Raw genomic sequence first — 16,518 nt, 5'->3', positions numbered from 1 at the left:
AATCGGCTAAAGACTCAGACAAGGAAACGACGTCTGGGTCTTTTTGCATTTTCTTTCATGAGACGGCATTATTTTCAGAAAATAATTATGAAAAAAATATATATGTAAACATTGACACTGAAATAATCCCCTACTATAATCAGTAAATGTTTAGAAATAAATGTTTTAGTACTAAAGTATTTAGAGGCGAAGGAGAGGATGTCTCTATTGAAGGAGTGCTGGACCATTAAAGGAGTGTAAAAAATACATGTCCATGCGGAATGAAATTCTGGAGTTGGAGATGCTATTTAAGAAGATGCTTCGGACTGTGCAGAATGAATGGCAGAAGGAGGGGTTCCCTAAACTGGGGAGAACCCAGTACACCGCCTTGGAGAAGCTCCACGAACAGGGTGCTTTGAGATTGTCTGACTTGGCGGATTCCATTCATGTGACGTGCGGTGCGGTCACGGGCATATCCGATAAATTGATCGAAGGCGGATTCGCGCGCCGCGTAAGGGATACAACCGACCGCAGGGTCATCCATCTGGAGATTACGCCGCTCGGGCGGGAGCTGATCGAGCAGTTGGCCAATAAACGCGCTGAGCTTAGCGGTTTGTTATATGGTTTTCTAACAGATGAAGAGGTTAAACAGTTGAGTTCCCTGTACCGCAAAATTTTGACGAATGTTGAGTATATCCAAGGTCAGCTGTCCACATAGAACAAACATGCTATTGATATAAACGAACTTACTTAGAAAGAGAGTGAAAGCTTCCGATGAATACCCATACTGCTGCTCGTCCCGGCGAGCCTGTCAAGAAAGGCCCCATCATTGCCGCATTAATGATTGGCGCTTTTGTCGCCATTCTTAACCAGACTTTGATGAATGTTGCTCTGCCGAGCATCATGGAAAATTTAAGCATCAAACCGACGGTAGCCCAGTGGCTGACCACAGGCTTTATGCTGGTGAACGGGGTGCTGATTCCCGTTACCGCCTACCTGATTGCGCGATTCTCGACCAGGCAGCTGTTCATCAGCGCCATGACGCTGTTTACGATCGGCACCTTGCTGTGTGCCATCAGCCCTAACTTCGCATTTCTTCTAACCGGACGCCTCGTTCAGGCAGCGGGTGCAGGAATTCTCATGCCGCTTATGACTGTCGTATTTCTGAACATTTTCCCTATAGAGAACCGCGGTAAAGCCATGGGGATGATGGGGATCGCCATGATTTTTGCTCCTGCGATCGGACCTACGCTTTCCGGATATATCGTGGAGCATTACGATTGGCGGGTGCTGTTTTACATGATCCTGCCTTTCTCCGTTATCGCTACGTTAATCGGGGTCTTCTTCCTTAAAAACGTGACCGAGGTCAGCCGGCCCAAGCTGGACATGATCGCCATCATTTTGTCTACCCTGGGCTTCGGCGGCTTGCTCTACGGCTTCAGTGACGCCGGGAACGACGGCTGGTCCAGCACGCCGGTTGTGACGACCCTTGCGGTCGGCACGGTTGCCCTCATCCTGTTTGTATGGCGGGAAATGAAGGCCGACAATCCGATGCTGGAATTCCGTATATTTAAGTACAACATGTTTACGTTAACGACCTTGATCAATGTCATCGTCACGATGGCGATGTATGCCGGGATGATCCTGCTGCCGATTTATCTGCAGCAGATTCGCGGGTTTACGCCGGTGGAATCCGGTCTGCTCATGCTTCCCGGCGCTATTCTGATGGGAATTATGTCACCCATCACGGGCGCGATATTCGATAAGGTTGGCGCAAGATGGCTGGCTGTTATCGGTCTGGCGATTACGGTCATTACGACGTGGGAGTTCAGTAATCTGACCGAAACGATGTCTTACGGCCAGATCATGATTATCTATACGGCCCGCATGTTCGGTATGTCGATGCTCATGATGCCGATTCAGACCGCGGGACTGAATCAGCTGCCGCGGAGCTTGAACGCCCATGGTACGGCGATGTCGAATACACTCCGCATGGTTTCCGGCTCGATCGGAACCGCGATTCTCGTTACCGTCATGTCCACCCAGGCGGAGAGCCGAGGAGAAGCCTTGATGCAGTCGGGGGTGTTCGATCCGAAGAATCAGGCCGACCTGCTTAAGCTGGGCAACGAAGCAACGATTTATGGCATTAACTATGCCTTTGTTATTGCCACCTGGATCAGCGTGGTTTCCTTGATTCTGGCTTTCTTCATCAAGAAGACGAAGCCGGCGGAAGAGCCGAAGGCAGCCGGAAGCCGGGAGGCTGCAGCAACGCACGCTTAAGCCGCCTCAAATTCAAGCACGCCATAAAAAGGGTGTCCCATCCGTTTAACAACGGAGGGACACCCTTTTTCATGTTCCTAAGTGTATATTCAATGCACGGGCTTTACAACAACATGTGACGCCGTCACATACTTCGTCTGCGTCCGGTAAAGAGAGAGATCACAAACAGGACAACGAAGACGAAGAACAGAACCTTCGCGATACTGGCTGCAGCCTCAACGATGCCGAAGAAGCCGAAGATCCCTGCAATCAGTGCAACCACCAGAAAAATTACGGACCATTTTAACATCATATTCACCCTGCTTTCTTCATCGATTTTATTGGATATATGGCATGTCAACGCATGCTGCTCCAAGTAAGGAGCTCTTATCCAATTTGAAGATCGGTAGGGGCCATCGGCGTTGCCGCAGCGCCCTTCGTAGTGTTCTTTAACCGGGGCGGCAGAGGATGAAACAAGCTGGAGAACAGTGGCATGGATGGCAAGGAACCCTTTGTTTCGTGAGGTGGGGGATAGGGTAACTATTGCGTATCCGAAACCAAACATAACTTGAAAGTGAGGGACAACGTATGCTAACTCAAATCAGTGTTGCCATTATTGCCGTGGCATTTGCGGTTCTCGTATTCTTCTTGATCAAGACATTGAAGGCAGCCACGCAATCGCTCGAAAAGGTAACACAAACGCTTCAGGAAGTGCAAAAGACGGTCGACGAATTGAGTTATGAAGTGAAGCAGACCATTCGAAATACGAACGATATTACGGTGGATGTTCAGCATAAGATGAAACAAATTGATCCGGTTATGGATACCGTCAAAAACCTGGGAGAAGCTTTAAGCGAAGTCACTTATGCGGTGAAGCAAGTATCTTCCGGCATGGTTAGCCGCTTTAAGCAATCCCGGATAGAGCAGAAGAAAGAGCAGCCCGCCCGCATGGAAGTGCCTTTGACGGCACAAGATCGCACGTTCCAGTCGTATGACGCCGTTTATCAGAAGACGGAAGCGGAAGAAAAATCCCGCAGCCGGAATTGGCTGTCCTACGTGGACACGGCAGTTGGCCTGTGGAACAGTTTCCGTCGTCAAAAAGCCAGATAACAGGGCTTAACCAAGCCAGGGTAGTGCACGGCAAGATGATGAAAGGAGGAGGTCGCATGTGGAATGTCGCACTGTTGATGGTCGGGCTCATGGTTTACTCCGGAGGTGGAGGTGCTGCGGCAGCGCAGCAGCCTGCTGCCGAGATATGGCAACCGCCTGTAGTTCATGCCGCTGCGGATGTTGGACAAGCACACACCGGCGACAACTCTTCAGAGGGCTACGGGACGTTAAACGGGATATCGCTTGCGGATACCAAGCGTGATATCGTCCACAAGCTGGGAACGCCTGCACGAATCGAGCAGGACAGCCTGAGCGGAACCACTAAGCTTCTTTATAAAGATATGGAGGTTGGAGTCCGCAACGGCTACACGGAATATGTTCATGTCAAGCCCTCTGCCGAATCCTTTCAGGTTGAAGGCCAGCATATAGGCATGTCAACCGATCATGTCCGGGCATCCCTGGGTAAACCGTATTTTAAGGCGGAGGACGGAGATGTATACCTTGAGAACCATCATGCGCTTAAGGTATACATTGATCGGGATACCGGTGAAATCGAAGGCGTCGATTTATTTTTCTATTATAGCGAATAAATTTGTTTCAACCTTGAGGATTACGGTTAATAACCAATGGACTATAACCTAAATTGAGGTTTAACACTATTAGGGGAGGTTTTCACAATGGAATTCACCAATACGAAGTCATATGCCAAAGTCGTGGAAAACGGGACGCAAGCGGTTCAGGAGGTTCAGAATCTTCGGCAGTCCGGTTACGATCTGGATCACATTTATGTATTGGCCCATGATTCGGACAAGACGAGCCGGATTGTGGAAGCAGCCGATGCCAATAACGTAGGCATTAAGGAAGAAGGCGTGTTTGATGCCCTGGCGAATCTGTTTCGGTCCCGCGGGGATGAGCTGCGTGCCAAGATCGTATCGCTTGGCTTTACCGAAGCCGAGGCGGGATTTTACGAGAAACAATTGGACCTTGGCAAAGTGCTCGTGATTGCTAAGAAGGATTGAGGAAGCATTGAATTTTCAGCCTGGCGCTGATTCGACATAGGGGTTATAGGACTTAAAACATAGATAAGGAATGAGACTATTGACGTCTCATTCCTTATCTATGTTTTAAAAGAATGTTCCATATATCTATTAAAAGTGGAAGATTCAAGCTTGAGAACCTTTTTCTATGGCAAATGATCATAGGGTTATTATAGTATAATAGTAGGAAAAGGATTTCTGCCGCATAAGCCGTAACGTTAAAGGAGAGGGCAATGAGAATATTAATCGTAGATGACAATCCGACTAACGTCATTATTATTCGAGAAATCTTGAAGAAGGAAAATTATCACAATACGCTATCTGCATCTTCAGCCCTGGAAATGCTGGAACACCTGGGAATCGGCGATCGCAGCCAAGATCCGAATCCCCGTAGGGCGGATATCGATTTGGTGCTGCTCGATATGATGATGCCTGAGATGGATGGAATAGAAGCTTGCCGTATTGTTCAGCAATACGAGCATTTGAAAGATATACCGATCATTATGGTCACCGCCGTCGGAGATTCGAAGAAGCTGGCGGAAGCGCTGGATGCCGGCGCCGTCGATTACGTCACGAAACCGATCAACAAGGTGGAGCTGATGGCACGGATACGCCTCGCGCTTCGGTTGAAGCAAGAGAAAGACTGGCATATTGAAAGGGAACAGCGGGTCCAGGCGGAATTGAAGCTTGCGGCCATGGTTCAGAATGCCGTGTTAAGCTCTCCCATCGAAGATGAACAGCTGGAGATTCATGCGCTGTACCAGCCCTCGGCAGAGCTTGCGGGAGATTTGTATGCATGGTTTCCGCTAGGCGACGGCCGATATGGCGTGATTCTGCTGGATATGATGGGACACGGGATTACTTCGTCCCTGTTTTGCATGTTCATCGCTTCGGTGCTGAAGGATACGGTGACGACTTATGTCGAACCGGAGAAGGTAGTTCAGGAATTGAATCGCAGATTCAATCAGTTGAACCTGGGCGAACAGCTGATTCAGTACTATTTTACGGCCATCTATCTTGTCGTGGACACTCGTTTGAAGCGGGTGGACTATGTCAACGCAGGACATCCCCCGGCCCTGTTCTTCAAGGAGGACGGCGAAGTCATGACGCTGGATCAAGGCTGCTGCCCGGTTGGCTTGTTCGACCGGATCGAGGACATGGAGCCAAGAAGCTTTCAGTATGAAGGCGAAGGTCATTTGGTTATGTATACGGATGGCCTGCTCGAACTGGTAGAGGGCGGGCATGACGAGAAGCTGGATCATCTGAAGACGCATTTGGGCGGCCCTCACCATTGGAGAGAAGACGAAATGAAGGAACAGTATTTTGTGGATGATCCATCGCAGGAGCGAGAGGACGATAAATGCCTGGTTTGGATATCTCTTAAAAAAGGAGAGGAAACCAATCAATGAAGCTTAAGAGCAAGTTAGTCATTGGTTTTACAACATTACTGGCGCTTATGCTGGTTTTGACCCTGATCGGGTACGACCGGATCAGTTACATGAACAACCAGATGGACCAAATCTTTCAGGAGCGCTACCAGAAGGTGCGAAACTCCAGCGGCATGCGCGGAGAAGTCAACAATATGGCGCGCGAACTTACGAATATGATCCTGAGCAACGATCCGTCTACGTATACGGTGTCCAAACAGGAAATCGAGACGATGACGGCGCAGGCGGAGGAGTATTTTAGGGCCATCAAGGAAAGCGTAAATACCGCAGAGGAACAGCAATTGCTGGTCCGGATCGAGCGTGCGGTTAACGAATATATCGTGTATCAGAACAAGACGCTGGAATTGCTCTCTACCAGCGACGCAGATGGGGCCAACGCACTCCGTAATTCTACCGGGCAATCGGTCCAGGAGGAGATGCTGATCAGCCTGAACGAGCTTAGCAGCTACGAGAATCAGAAGATCAACGATGATATAGCCGCAGCGAAAGCCGCTTACGACCGCTCCGTGCAAATGTTCATCTACATCATGGCCGGTGGGCTTCTTATCGGAATGCTGGTCATTCTATGGATTCTCCCAAGCATTACCCGGGGCATCAACGTGGTCTCCATGATGCTGAAGAGCTTCGGCGAAGGCAGGCTGAAGGCCATCCGCCGTATCAAGGTTACTTCGAAGGACGAGTTTGGGGACGTAGCTCGAGTATTCAAAGACTTGTCCGAAGACATCATCGAGAAGCAGCGCATCGAGGAAACGTATCTCCAAGCGCAGCGTGATCAATCCTGGCTGAACTCGAATATGGCCAGAGTCACCGAGCTGCTGGAAGGAATCAATTCCCTGGAAGAGGTCGGCCAGCGGTTCATCAGCGAATTCACGCCGATCTTGGGAGCTCATTACGGAGCCATCTATATCCGTCAGGAAGACAAACATCCGAACAAATTGGAGATGAAGGGCTCCTATGCCCATGAAGGCGGAGAAGAGCCGAAGGTTGCCTTCATGATCGGGGAAGGGCTTGTAGGCCAGGCGGCGCTCGATAAGAAGCCGGTCGTCCTGAAAGGCGCTCCGGAGGGCTATATGAATGTGGAATCCGCGTGGGGTTCATCGAAGCCGGTGTCCATCATGATCTACCCGCTTCTGTTCGAGAATGAAGTGCTGGGCGTCGTCGAGTTGGCTTCGTTCGAGGAAACGACAACTTTGCAGGAACAGCTGATGTCTCAGCTAAGCCAGTCCCTCGGCATCATTCTGAACAATATCACAGGCCGACTGCGGGTCGAGCAACTGCTGCGCGAATCGCAAGCCATGACCGAAGAGCTTCAGGTTCAGTCGGAAGAGCTGCAGACGCAGCAGGAAGAGCTTCGCCGTACCAACGAGAATCTGGAGGAGCAGACCAATGCCCTCAAGCGTTCCGAGGATCTGCTGCAGCGCCAGCAGGAAGAGCTGGAGCATTACAATACCGAGCTTGTTGCCAAGACGCGTGCGCTTGAGGAGCAAGTGCAGGAAGTGGAAGAGAAGAACGATGAAATCGAGAAGGCGCGAATGCAGCTCGAGCAGCAAGCGAAGCAGCTCTCGATTACAACCAAATACAAGTCGGAGTTCATGGCGAACATGTCCCACGAATTGCGCACCCCTCTTAACAGCCTGCTGATATTGTCGCAGCTGTTGTCCGAGAACAAGGATGGGAATCTGAGCTCCAAGCAGATTGAATATGCACAGACGATTTACATGTCGGGCTCCGACCTGCTCAAAATGATCGATGAAATTCTCGACTTATCGAAAGTGGACGCCGGGAAAATGGAAATCAACTATGAAGACGTCCAGCTTCCGGATATCGAAGCCTTCGTGGAGCAGAATTTCGCAGCGGTGGCATCGCGCAAGCATATCAATTTGGGAGTGCGCATTGAAGAGGAACTCCCGCAAAGCATCGTGACGGACAGTCATCGCGTGAAGCAAATTCTGCGCAACCTGTTATCGAATGCTTTCAAGTTTACGAATAGCGGCTCTGTCGAGTTGCTTGTAGAGAAGGCAGACAAGGACAAGCTTCCGGTTTACCTGAATGCGGAATCGGACTATGTGTCCTTCGCTGTCAAAGATACCGGAATCGGCATTCCGGCAGACAAAACGGATCTGATCTTTGAAGCCTTCCAGCAGGTGGACGGTACCACCAGCCGGAAATACGGAGGGACCGGGCTTGGACTTTCCATCAGCCGCGAGCTTTCCCGCCTGCTGGGCGGGGGGATTACGGTTGAGTCGGAGGAAGGCAAAGGAAGCTGCTTCACCCTTTTCCTGCCGGCAAGCCATCCAGAAGTGGCAGACGGTGCGAAGGAAGCGGCCGCAGCGATGGAGGCACCGCCGGAGAGCTCTCTGATCGTACCGAAAGCCAAGATGGTTACTAAAGAGGTTCAGCCTGCCATACAGGTAGACGATGATCGCAACCAGCTTGGGCCAACAGATAAAGTGCTGCTCATCATTGAGGATGACGTGAAGTTTGCCAGAATCCTGCTGGATATGGCCAGAGGCCGCGGCTTCAAGGCTTTGGTCGCACTGCAGGGTGACATTGGACTGGAGATGGCCAAGTCGTACAGACCGGATGCCATCATTCTGGATATCCAGCTCCCGGTTATCGACGGCTGGTCCGTCATGGGCGAGCTGAAGAGCTCTGCGGTTACCCGCCATATTCCGGTGCATGTCATCTCCGTTGTGGATGAAGTGAAGCAAGGCTTAATGATGGGAGCGATCGCTTACCTGAAGAAGCCTTCAAGCCGGGAAGCGCTGGAGGACGCGTTTACGCATATCCAATCCTATGCGGAAAAATCGATGAAACATCTCTTGATTGTCGAGGATGACGATATTCAGCGGAATTCCATTATCGAATTGATCGGTCATGACGATGTGTCGATTACCGCGGCATCCACGGGCGCCGAGGCGCTCAGCGAGCTGCGTAAGCAGCGCTATGATTGCATGGTGCTTGATCTGATGCTGACGGATATGACAGGCTTTGAACTGCTTGACCAGATTCGCGATGACGAGAACCTGGTGGATCTGCCTATTATTATTTACACCGGCAAGGATTTGGATTCGAAGGAAGAGATGCAGCTTCGCAAATATGCGGAGTCGATCATCATTAAGGACGTGAAGTCACCGGAACGGCTTTTGGATGAAACGACGCTGTTCCTGCATCGGGTTGAGGCCGATTTGCCGGAGGATAAACGTAAAATCCTGCAGAAGCTGCACAACAAGGAAGAACTGTTTGAAGGCAAGAAAATTCTGCTTGTGGATGACGATATCCGCAACGTGTTTGCCCTCTCCAGCGTGCTGGAAGGATACAATATGGAAGTGACCTTTGCCGAGAACGGCCGGGAAGCGATCGAGCTCCTTCAGCAGAAGCCGGATTTCGATCTGGTGTTAATGGATATGATGATGCCGGAGATGGACGGTTATGAGGCGATGCGCCGTTTACGCGAAATGCCGGAATTCGACAAATTGCCGATTATTGCCCTGACGGCCAAAGCCATGAAAGAGGACCGCGCGAAATGCATTGAAGCGGGTGCTTCCGATTATATGAAGAAGCCGATTCAGACAGAGCAACTTCTTTCCCTAATGAGGGTTTGGTTGTATTCGTAAGCCGCTTTAGTGGGTAAAGTACAAGTAGCAAATAAACACTCGGAAAGCGGTGCAAGCGTAATGTCATCTAGTGACCATATGGAATCAGAACAACTGTTGTTGACAGAGAATAGCGAGCGTGAACTGGAACAGATCGAGATCGAACTTCTTTTGGATGGCATTCATCGATTCTATGGTTACGATTTTCGAAATTACGCCATTCCTTCGTTGAGGCGGAGAATCTGGCATCATGTTCATGCAGAGGGTGTTTCCACGATTTCTGCCCTCCAAGACAAAGTACTGCACGACCGTTCATGTTTTGAGCGGCTCATATATAATTTGTCGATTCCTGTTACCGAAATGTTCAGGGATCCGAAACTATTCCTGACATTCAGGCAGTCGGTGGTTCCATTGCTTCGTACGTATCCGTATATACGGATTTGGCATGCAGGCTGCTCAACCGGAGAAGAAGTGTATTCCATGGCCATTTTGCTTCATGAAGAGGGATTGTATGAAAAATCCCGGATTTATGCGACGGACATGAATTCGCGTTCGCTCCAGCAGGCCAAGGAAGGCGTATTCGATATCAAACGCATGAAGCAATATACGAAGAATTACTTGGAGGCGGGCGGTACCCGCTCGTTCTCCGAATACTATACCGCGAAGTACAACTCGGTTATTTTTCAGCCGTTCTTGAAGAAAAACATGATATTTGCCGAGCACAATTTGGCAACGGACCGTTCCTTTAACGAGTTTAACGTGATTTTTTGCCGGAATGTCATGATTTATTTTAATGACCAGCTGCGAGATCACGTGCACGGATTGTTTCACGAGAGTCTAAGCCATTTCGGTATTCTCGTCCTGGGCGCCAAAGAGTCCATACACTTTACGAATTATAGCGAAGCTTATGAGACACTGGACCGCGTCGAGAAAATTTATCGAAAGATTAAATAGAAGTTTTGTAGGAGGATCTCATGGGGTTTCACGAACCGATTCATATTCTGTTGGTAGATGACCGCCCTGAAAACTTACTTGCACTCGAAGCTGTTCTGGACAGCGAACAATACACGCTCATTAAAGCTACTTCAGGCGAAGAGGCTTTGCGATATCTCTTGAAGTATGATTTTGCCGTGATTGTTCTTGATGTCCAAATGCCCGGCATGGACGGCATTGAAACGGCAAGGCTGATCAAGGCGAGAGACAAGACGAAGGATATTCCGATAATATTCATTTCCGCAAACAGCAAGGACGCGGAGCATCTTTTTGCGGGATACTCCGCCGGTGCAATCGACTATATGGTTAAACCCTTCATCCCTCAAATCTTGAAATCCAAGATCGAGGGTTTTGTCGATATGTATCGGACCAATAACAGGCTGAAGATCCAGTCCGCGCAATTACACCAGAAGACTCAGGAACTGGAAAAGATTAATCAAGAGCTTGTGCTGGCCAAGGAAGAGGCCGAGATTGCCGCCAAAGCCAAAACCGAGTTTCTGGCGATGATGAGTCATGAGATCCGAACGCCGATGAATGGCGTCATCGGGATGATTGATTTGCTGATGGACAGCGAGCTACAGGATGAACAGCGTGAATATGCCACGATTATCCGCAACAGTGCGGATGCCTTGGTTAATATCATTAATGACATTCTGGATTTCTCCAAGATGGAATCCGGCAAAATGGAGCTGGAGGAATATCCGTTTGATCTTAAGTCCTGCGTTCAGGAAGTGTTTGGTTTGTTCTCCGGAGAAGCCTCCAAGAAAAACCTGGAGCTTACGTATTTTATCGAGGATCAGATCCCTTCGATGGTATTCGGCGATATGGGGCGCCTTCGTCAAGTGTTGGTGAATTTGGTATCCAATGCCGTGAAATTTACGAATGAGGGCGGCGTGTATTTGGTTGTTTCGCTTGCCAAGGCCGAAGAGAATCGATTAACGCTTGAATTCACGGTAAAAGATACGGGAATCGGTATCTCATCGAAGAAGCTTGACCGGCTGTTCAAGCCGTTCTCTCAACTGGATTCCTCGATGACCCGACGCTACGGCGGAACAGGTCTGGGGCTAGCGATCTGTAAATCGCTTGTGCAGATGATGGGCGGAGAGATTGAGGTTGACTCCAAGGAAGGGGAGGGAGCCACCTTCGTATTCACGATCTGCGTTCACACGCATGAGGAGGAGCATCCTCGGCTCCGGGAAGAGGAACATTCGGGCAAATATCGGGTGCACGGGGGAAGACAGCCGAACATTCTGATCGTGGACGACCATCCGATTAATCGAAAGCTGATGGAGAGCATGCTTGAAAAGATGGGAATGAATGCGGATATGGCCGAAGACGGCAGGCAGGCCGTCGAGATGGCTGCCGGGCCTAAGGCTTACGACATGATCTTTATGGATTTGCAAATGCCGGTTATGGACGGTTTGGAGGCCGCTCGCCTCATCCGCCAGATGAAGCCGGAAGCGGACGCTCCCGTACTCGTTGCGATGACAGCCAATGTGATGGACGGGATTCAGAAGCGCTGCTTTGATGCCGGCATGAATGAATATATCAGTAAACCGGTCAAAATCAGCTGTGTAAAGCACCTGATATCCCGTTATATGCCGGTAGAGCCGGACGGGTGGGACATCAGCCCAAGCCAAGTTCGAATCATCAACGGCTAGTGAATGAATCGTTTTCCATATATTAGCGCGTCTTTATCCCTCGTTAACCTGTTTCAACAAGCGAGATAACGGGTTATGTAAAGGGAAAACAAATGATTGGGAGAGAGTGTCTATGAATACAAAAACGAATGATAAGTTCAATGCCAAGACCCAAATGAACGAGGGCGTATGCACGGTATTTTTGAGCGGTGAACTTGATCTGTCCGTCGCTCCGGATTTTCGATTGGTAATGGAGCCTCTTGTCGGCAATTCCGAGGTAGACTTGATCGTCAACATGAAGGACATGACATATATTGATAGTACGGGCATTGGTATTCTTCTGTCGATACTGAAAGCCAGACATGGCATGGAAGCACGCTTTGCAGTTGAGGAAGTTCCGCCGCAAATTCAAAAGCTGTTCGATATGACGGGTATTGCGAAGTTCTTTCAGTCGTAAGAAGAATTCCCAATAGGAAAGGATCGAAAAGAATGAATTCAGATGTACAAAGAATAACACTTAATTTGCCTGCCAGTGCTGAATACGTGGATATTGTAAGATTGAATCTATACGGGATAGCTTCCAAGATGGGCTTTTCCTATGAAGAGATCGAAGATATGAAGGTTGCGGTGTCGGAGGCCTGTAACAACTCGGTTTTATATGCTTATAGCCAGGAAGGCGGAATGGTAGAGGTTTTATTTCAAGTGACCGGCGAGTCGCTATCCATTACGGTCAGAGACGAAGGGGAGAGTTTCGACAGTGTGGGGGCGGTTGGCAATCGTACACTTCATGATAAAGATCTCAGCGAGGTCCAAATCGGAGGACTTGGCTTCTACCTGATGGAGGCGCTTATGGACGAGGTGAGCGTGACAAACCAGGCTGGAAAGGGAACCGAGGTTACGCTGACGAAGCGGCTCGCAAGAAGTGAGGAGCCAGTATGAGTGATAAGGCGACTCCCCAAGAGTCCAGGGATGAAGCAGTGCATTTAATAGAACAGTATCAGCAGACGAAGGATAACGATATCGCAACGGTGCTGATTAAAAAATATGAACCGATGGTCAAGATGGCAGCAGGCAAAATTGCCCGGAATCGGCCCGATCTGTATGAGGATTTATATCAGGTTGGCCAAATGGCATTAATCCGTTTGCTTCAGCAATACGACATTAGCCTGGGGATTCCGTTTGAGCCCTATGCCATGAAGAGTATGATCGGGCATATGAAAAACTTCCTTCGCGATAAATCGTGGTACATTCAAGTGCCAAGACGAATCAAGGAGAAGGGGGCCTTGGTCCAGCAAGCGATTGATGAACTAATGGTGAAGCTTGAACGATCCCCTGATGTGAATGAGATTGCATCCTACCTGGATCTTTCCGTGGAGGAAACCGTTGAAGTGTTGGCGGGAAGGGAATGCTATCATTATGTATCATTGGATTCCCCATTGTCTCAGGAAGAAACCGGGGCCACGCTTGGAGAACTGATCAGTTCGGACGTGAACGACTTTGATTCCGTCGAGAAGCGGATGGATCTTCAACAGGCGATGAGCCAGCTGAAGGAGCAAGAGCAGAAGGTGCTGCTGCTGGCATTTCAGGAGGGGCAGTCCCAGCGAACGATCGCTCAAAGGTTAGGCGTGTCGCAAATGAGTGTCTCGCGTATCCAGAAGCGGGCAACGGAAAAACTGAAGCAGATCATGTCCAATTCTTCGTATTGATATGGACAAGCTTCGTAGAGACAGACGTATAGCAACATAAGGCACGCTTCCTCCATCACGGGAATGCGTGCCTTTTTTGAAACCTAATATCCGTATTTATCGAAGGGAGTGGCAAGGAAATCATGCTTGGGCCGGATACGACAGAAGGTCAGGATGTTTATGATTATGCAGGGGGGTGGCAATGGCACGATGTCCGAACCGAGAACTGGCAATCCTCCTGGATCGGCGAACTTCGGTCACGCTATCCTTATACAGCTGAATGGTTTAATCTGGCAGCGTCGTTAAAGGACCGGAATTACTTATCCGTTCGTTTCAAGGATGGGGTGGAGCCGGTCATTATGGGGTCCATGCTTTATAAGGTCACGAATGAACACGAGCATCATAAGGCGGAACAGTTCTATTTCTATGTGGATGCTCATGTGCTGATCACCATTAATTTGGATGAGCATACCCGCAGCGTGATGGTCAAGGCCGATAGAGCCTCGATGCTTCATCAATGCGAGCGGCCCGTAGACGGCATGTTTGTATTGGCCCGGGCCATTCTGCATTATTACCATGCAGGAATGGATCAATTCGAACATAACCTGCGCCTCGTCGAAAAGGATATGCGTACACGCAACCGAAGATCTTTAATGGATAACATTCTCTCGTCGAGGTTTGAGCTGCTGGAATGGAGCAACCTGTTTATTCCTTTTCAGGAGCTGATCGCTGCGGCGAAGGAAGGATATCACGGCGAGCTGGATGCCAGCCGCTCGTTCCAACAGCTCCTGCATCGAGTAGAAAGAATGGAAAGGCTGATTTATCACTATGAGCGCGAAATCGATACGCTGGTATCCATCGATGATGCAATCTCGGCGTTCCGCGGTAATGAAATCATGAAGACCTTGACCATCTTTACGGTCGTATTCACACCGGCAACCGTGATCGGAGCCGTATGGGGCATGAATTTCGAGAACTTGCCCGGCATTAAGACGTTCTGGGGCTTCACGGCAGTCATCGGCTTCACCTTGCTCTGGACCGGAGGGATGTACCTTTGGATGCGTGCAAAGGGATGGACGGGGGACCTGCTTCAAGTAAAGTCCAAAAACAGGAATATTTGAGTGCGAAGAACGCTTGCAGAAGAATTGCAGCCATAACCATCACAATCGCCCGGTAACCGTTAAAGGTACCGGGCTTGTTCAGGTAATAGAGACGAATTAGGATTTGGATTGTTCAATATATCCCTGCAGGTTCGAGATGAAATCCCCTATCATCGGCACATTGACAAAGAAGCTGAGAATATAACCCAGAAGACCCAGCACGAGAGCCGTGCCAAGGGTTAAGCCCAACCCCCGGGCCAAGCCGGCAGTGAGGTTGGCAATGATGCGTTTTTTGGGATTCATGTAATTATCGATCATGTCCTTCATTTCGGACTTCTCCAGCGTGGCGGCGATTTTGTCCAGTCGCGTGTTCAATTTCTTCACTTCGTGCCTAAGCTCAAAGGGATGCTCCTGGACCTCATCCGCCTCTATGGAGTGTCTTTCCCTGGATGATTCGGATTGCCCACGTTGTTCCTCGTTTCGTGTCGAACGACTGCCGCTTCGGGTTGAGAAGCCGGAGCCGCCATGATATGGGTTTGCTTTACTCATGAAATATCCCCGCTTTCCAGGCAGATGCGCCGTTTCATTTCACTTCGGAATCCATACAATGCTGATAAGACAACGTGCCGGATTTGGCATAAAAATAGCCAGCTGCGTCAGCTGGCTATTCGTGACCCTACGAATTAATAATTCGTTGTCGTTTTCATTTCACGGCTGACTTCGGAAGAGGTGTCCATCGCTTTATCCTTCACATCTTTGGAAGCACTTGAAACCTCGCTCGACACGTCTGCCGATGCTTCCTTGACGCTGGACATAATGCTTTGGCGGCCTTCATTCACGGTGGCCATGACATCGGAGGCTTTGCTGCCCACCGTTTTTGCCAGTTCAGAAGCTTTATCGCCTACGGTATAAGCGACTTCTTTGGTTTTATCCGACACCATGCTCAGCTTCTCGGATAAATCCCCGCGAAGCTCGCGGCCTGGCTTTGGAGCGAACAACAGAGCTGCCGCCGCCCCGACCAAGGCACCGATAAAAGCACCTTTGAAGAATGTGGAACCGCTTTGTACTGGATATTCTTGTTCTGCGTTATTCATAACTTTCACTCCTTTTAGTTAATATAAAAATGAATATAAACACGAGGATCAGGCTGTGCGTCTAAACAACTTGGCAACAAGACCGAGCAGGAATACAAAGATGGCCGTACCGATGATTGCGGGCACAATGGCAAATCCGCCTATGACAGGACCCCATGCTCCGAAGAGCCACGGTCCGAGCCATGCGCCTATGAAACCTGCGATCATGGAACCGATAATTCCGCCCGGCATTTCATGACCAACCAGCGCATCCCCGATTATCCCGATGATGATTGCCATCACGATGCTGATGATGATTCCCCACATACGATCGCCTCCTTTTTCAGAGCAATGTGTTTCGAGTGGGCTTGCTTATCTCGTAATTAAACGCAAGGCCACACCATGAAACAGGAGACGTGCAAAACGGGAGATAAATGGAATGTCCGTCCTCTATGGAACGTATTCTGCTGTCAATTGCCGTTTTTTGTACTATACTGAATACAGATTTGCAATCATTCTCGAATAAGCGTGATCTCGGGGAGATGCAAGCATACAGGCTTCTCAAGGCATCATACGTTACAGACGGTATATAGAAGGA

17 protein-coding genes are annotated in these 16,518 nt (G+C 49.5%); 13 read left to right on the top strand and 4 right to left on the bottom strand.

What is annotated here, in order from left to right; genetic code table 11:
• Positions 1-247 precede the first annotated feature (247 nt).
• Together M1D70_RS27430 and M1D70_RS27425 are read left to right on the top strand one after the other, a co-directional pair.
• Entirely contained in the window at positions 248-697 is a 450-nt protein-coding gene (locus M1D70_RS27430; protein WP_009594042.1) for a MarR family transcriptional regulator, read from the top strand.
• A gap of 56 nt (positions 698-753) precedes the next feature.
• Positions 754-2,259: a DHA2 family efflux MFS transporter permease subunit gene (locus M1D70_RS27425; RefSeq protein WP_456288458.1), complete on the top strand. Its 1,506-nt coding sequence runs from the start codon at positions 754-756 to the stop codon at positions 2,257-2,259.
• A 124-nt stretch (positions 2,260-2,383) separates the two neighbouring features.
• On the opposite strand, the gene M1D70_RS27420 is transcribed toward M1D70_RS27425, so the two are convergent.
• Positions 2,384-2,548, bottom strand: a complete 165-nt coding sequence (locus M1D70_RS27420; protein WP_036663891.1) for a DUF1328 domain-containing protein — start codon at positions 2,546-2,548, stop codon at positions 2,384-2,386.
• Between the two features lie 278 nt (positions 2,549-2,826).
• On the opposite strand from M1D70_RS27420, the gene M1D70_RS27415 reads away from it, so the two are divergent.
• From M1D70_RS27415 to M1D70_RS27365, 11 genes are all read left to right on the top strand, one after another.
• Positions 2,827-3,348: a DUF948 domain-containing protein gene (locus tag M1D70_RS27415; RefSeq protein WP_009594084.1), complete on the top strand. Its 522-nt coding sequence runs from the start codon at positions 2,827-2,829 to the stop codon at positions 3,346-3,348.
• Between the two features lie 56 nt (positions 3,349-3,404).
• A complete protein-coding gene (locus M1D70_RS27410) occupies positions 3,405-3,938 on the top strand; it encodes a hypothetical protein (RefSeq protein ID WP_456288457.1) in 534 nt (177 codons plus the stop codon).
• 87 nt (positions 3,939-4,025) lie between these two features.
• Complete coding sequence (locus M1D70_RS27405) at positions 4,026-4,367, top strand: general stress protein (RefSeq protein ID WP_009594092.1); 342 nt, start codon at positions 4,026-4,028, stop codon at positions 4,365-4,367.
• A 251-nt stretch (positions 4,368-4,618) separates the two neighbouring features.
• Positions 4,619-5,794, top strand: a complete 1,176-nt coding sequence (locus M1D70_RS27400; protein WP_009594119.1) for a PP2C family protein-serine/threonine phosphatase — start codon at positions 4,619-4,621, stop codon at positions 5,792-5,794.
• Positions 5,791-9,450: a response regulator gene (locus M1D70_RS27395; protein WP_456288456.1), complete on the top strand. Its 3,660-nt coding sequence runs from the start codon at positions 5,791-5,793 to the stop codon at positions 9,448-9,450. Before M1D70_RS27400 ends, M1D70_RS27395 begins: the two co-directional genes overlap by 4 nt.
• Before the next feature lie 78 nt (positions 9,451-9,528).
• Complete coding sequence (locus M1D70_RS27390; protein WP_015737480.1) at positions 9,529-10,383, top strand: CheR family methyltransferase; 855 nt, start codon at positions 9,529-9,531, stop codon at positions 10,381-10,383.
• A 20-nt stretch (positions 10,384-10,403) separates the two neighbouring features.
• Positions 10,404-12,083 carry a response regulator gene (locus M1D70_RS27385; protein WP_009594095.1) on the top strand — a complete coding sequence of 560 codons (1,680 nt, stop codon included), beginning with the start codon at positions 10,404-10,406 and terminating at the stop codon, positions 12,081-12,083.
• Positions 12,084-12,195: 112 nt separating this feature from the next.
• Entirely contained in the window at positions 12,196-12,519 is a 324-nt protein-coding gene (locus tag M1D70_RS27380; RefSeq protein WP_009594079.1) for an STAS domain-containing protein, read from the top strand.
• Between the two features lie 32 nt (positions 12,520-12,551).
• Positions 12,552-13,001 carry an anti-sigma B factor RsbW gene (gene rsbW / locus M1D70_RS27375; protein ID WP_009594118.1) on the top strand — a complete coding sequence of 150 codons (450 nt, stop codon included), beginning with the start codon at positions 12,552-12,554 and terminating at the stop codon, positions 12,999-13,001.
• Positions 12,998-13,768: a sigma-70 family RNA polymerase sigma factor gene (locus tag M1D70_RS27370; RefSeq protein ID WP_456288454.1), complete on the top strand. Its 771-nt coding sequence runs from the start codon at positions 12,998-13,000 to the stop codon at positions 13,766-13,768. The genes rsbW and M1D70_RS27370 overlap by 4 nt, the downstream gene beginning before the upstream one ends.
• Before the next feature lie 122 nt (positions 13,769-13,890).
• Complete coding sequence (locus M1D70_RS27365) at positions 13,891-14,868, top strand: magnesium transporter CorA family protein (protein WP_009594132.1); 978 nt, start codon at positions 13,891-13,893, stop codon at positions 14,866-14,868.
• 96 nt (positions 14,869-14,964) lie between these two features.
• On the opposite strand, the gene M1D70_RS27360 is transcribed toward M1D70_RS27365, so the two are convergent.
• The 3 genes from M1D70_RS27360 to M1D70_RS27350 form a co-directional block, all read right to left on the bottom strand.
• A complete protein-coding gene (locus M1D70_RS27360; RefSeq protein ID WP_036673137.1) occupies positions 14,965-15,396 on the bottom strand; it encodes a DUF5665 domain-containing protein in 432 nt (143 codons plus the stop codon).
• A 134-nt stretch (positions 15,397-15,530) separates the two neighbouring features.
• Entirely contained in the window at positions 15,531-15,941 is a 411-nt protein-coding gene (locus M1D70_RS27355; RefSeq protein ID WP_009594054.1) for a YtxH domain-containing protein, read from the bottom strand.
• Between the two features lie 48 nt (positions 15,942-15,989).
• On the bottom strand, positions 15,990-16,247 hold the full coding sequence (locus M1D70_RS27350) for a GlsB/YeaQ/YmgE family stress response membrane protein (RefSeq protein WP_015737475.1): 258 nt from the start codon (positions 16,245-16,247) through the stop codon (positions 15,990-15,992).
• Between the last annotated feature and the right edge of the window lie 271 nt (positions 16,248-16,518).

This window comes from Paenibacillus sp. AK002 (assembly GCF_053903045.1).
Note: the sequence above shows the minus strand (reverse complement) of the source record. Positions and strands in the feature narration are given on the sequence as shown.

Coding starts and splice junctions, on each gene's coding strand:
- M1D70_RS27365 (WP_009594132.1), top strand. CDS start 13,891: ATGCTTGGGCCGGATACGACAGAAGGTCAGGATGTTTATGATTATGCA.
- M1D70_RS27420 (WP_036663891.1), bottom strand. CDS start 2,548: ATGTTAAAATGGTCCGTAATTTTTCTGGTGGTTGCACTGATTGCAGGG.
- M1D70_RS27425 (WP_456288458.1), top strand. CDS start 754: ATGAATACCCATACTGCTGCTCGTCCCGGCGAGCCTGTCAAGAAAGGC.
- M1D70_RS27395 (WP_456288456.1), top strand. CDS start 5,791: ATGAAGCTTAAGAGCAAGTTAGTCATTGGTTTTACAACATTACTGGCG.
- M1D70_RS27430 (WP_009594042.1), top strand. CDS start 248: ATGTCCATGCGGAATGAAATTCTGGAGTTGGAGATGCTATTTAAGAAG.
- M1D70_RS27400 (WP_009594119.1), top strand. CDS start 4,619: ATGAGAATATTAATCGTAGATGACAATCCGACTAACGTCATTATTATT.
- M1D70_RS27415 (WP_009594084.1), top strand. CDS start 2,827: ATGCTAACTCAAATCAGTGTTGCCATTATTGCCGTGGCATTTGCGGTT.
- M1D70_RS27405 (WP_009594092.1), top strand. CDS start 4,026: ATGGAATTCACCAATACGAAGTCATATGCCAAAGTCGTGGAAAACGGG.
- M1D70_RS27385 (WP_009594095.1), top strand. CDS start 10,404: ATGGGGTTTCACGAACCGATTCATATTCTGTTGGTAGATGACCGCCCT.
- M1D70_RS27355 (WP_009594054.1), bottom strand. CDS start 15,941: ATGAATAACGCAGAACAAGAATATCCAGTACAAAGCGGTTCCACATTC.
- M1D70_RS27350 (WP_015737475.1), bottom strand. CDS start 16,247: ATGTGGGGAATCATCATCAGCATCGTGATGGCAATCATCATCGGGATA.
- M1D70_RS27360 (WP_036673137.1), bottom strand. CDS start 15,396: ATGAGTAAAGCAAACCCATATCATGGCGGCTCCGGCTTCTCAACCCGA.
- rsbW (WP_009594118.1), top strand. CDS start 12,552: ATGAATTCAGATGTACAAAGAATAACACTTAATTTGCCTGCCAGTGCT.
- M1D70_RS27370 (WP_456288454.1), top strand. CDS start 12,998: ATGAGTGATAAGGCGACTCCCCAAGAGTCCAGGGATGAAGCAGTGCAT.
- M1D70_RS27410 (WP_456288457.1), top strand. CDS start 3,405: ATGTGGAATGTCGCACTGTTGATGGTCGGGCTCATGGTTTACTCCGGA.
- M1D70_RS27390 (WP_015737480.1), top strand. CDS start 9,529: ATGGAATCAGAACAACTGTTGTTGACAGAGAATAGCGAGCGTGAACTG.
- M1D70_RS27380 (WP_009594079.1), top strand. CDS start 12,196: ATGAATACAAAAACGAATGATAAGTTCAATGCCAAGACCCAAATGAAC.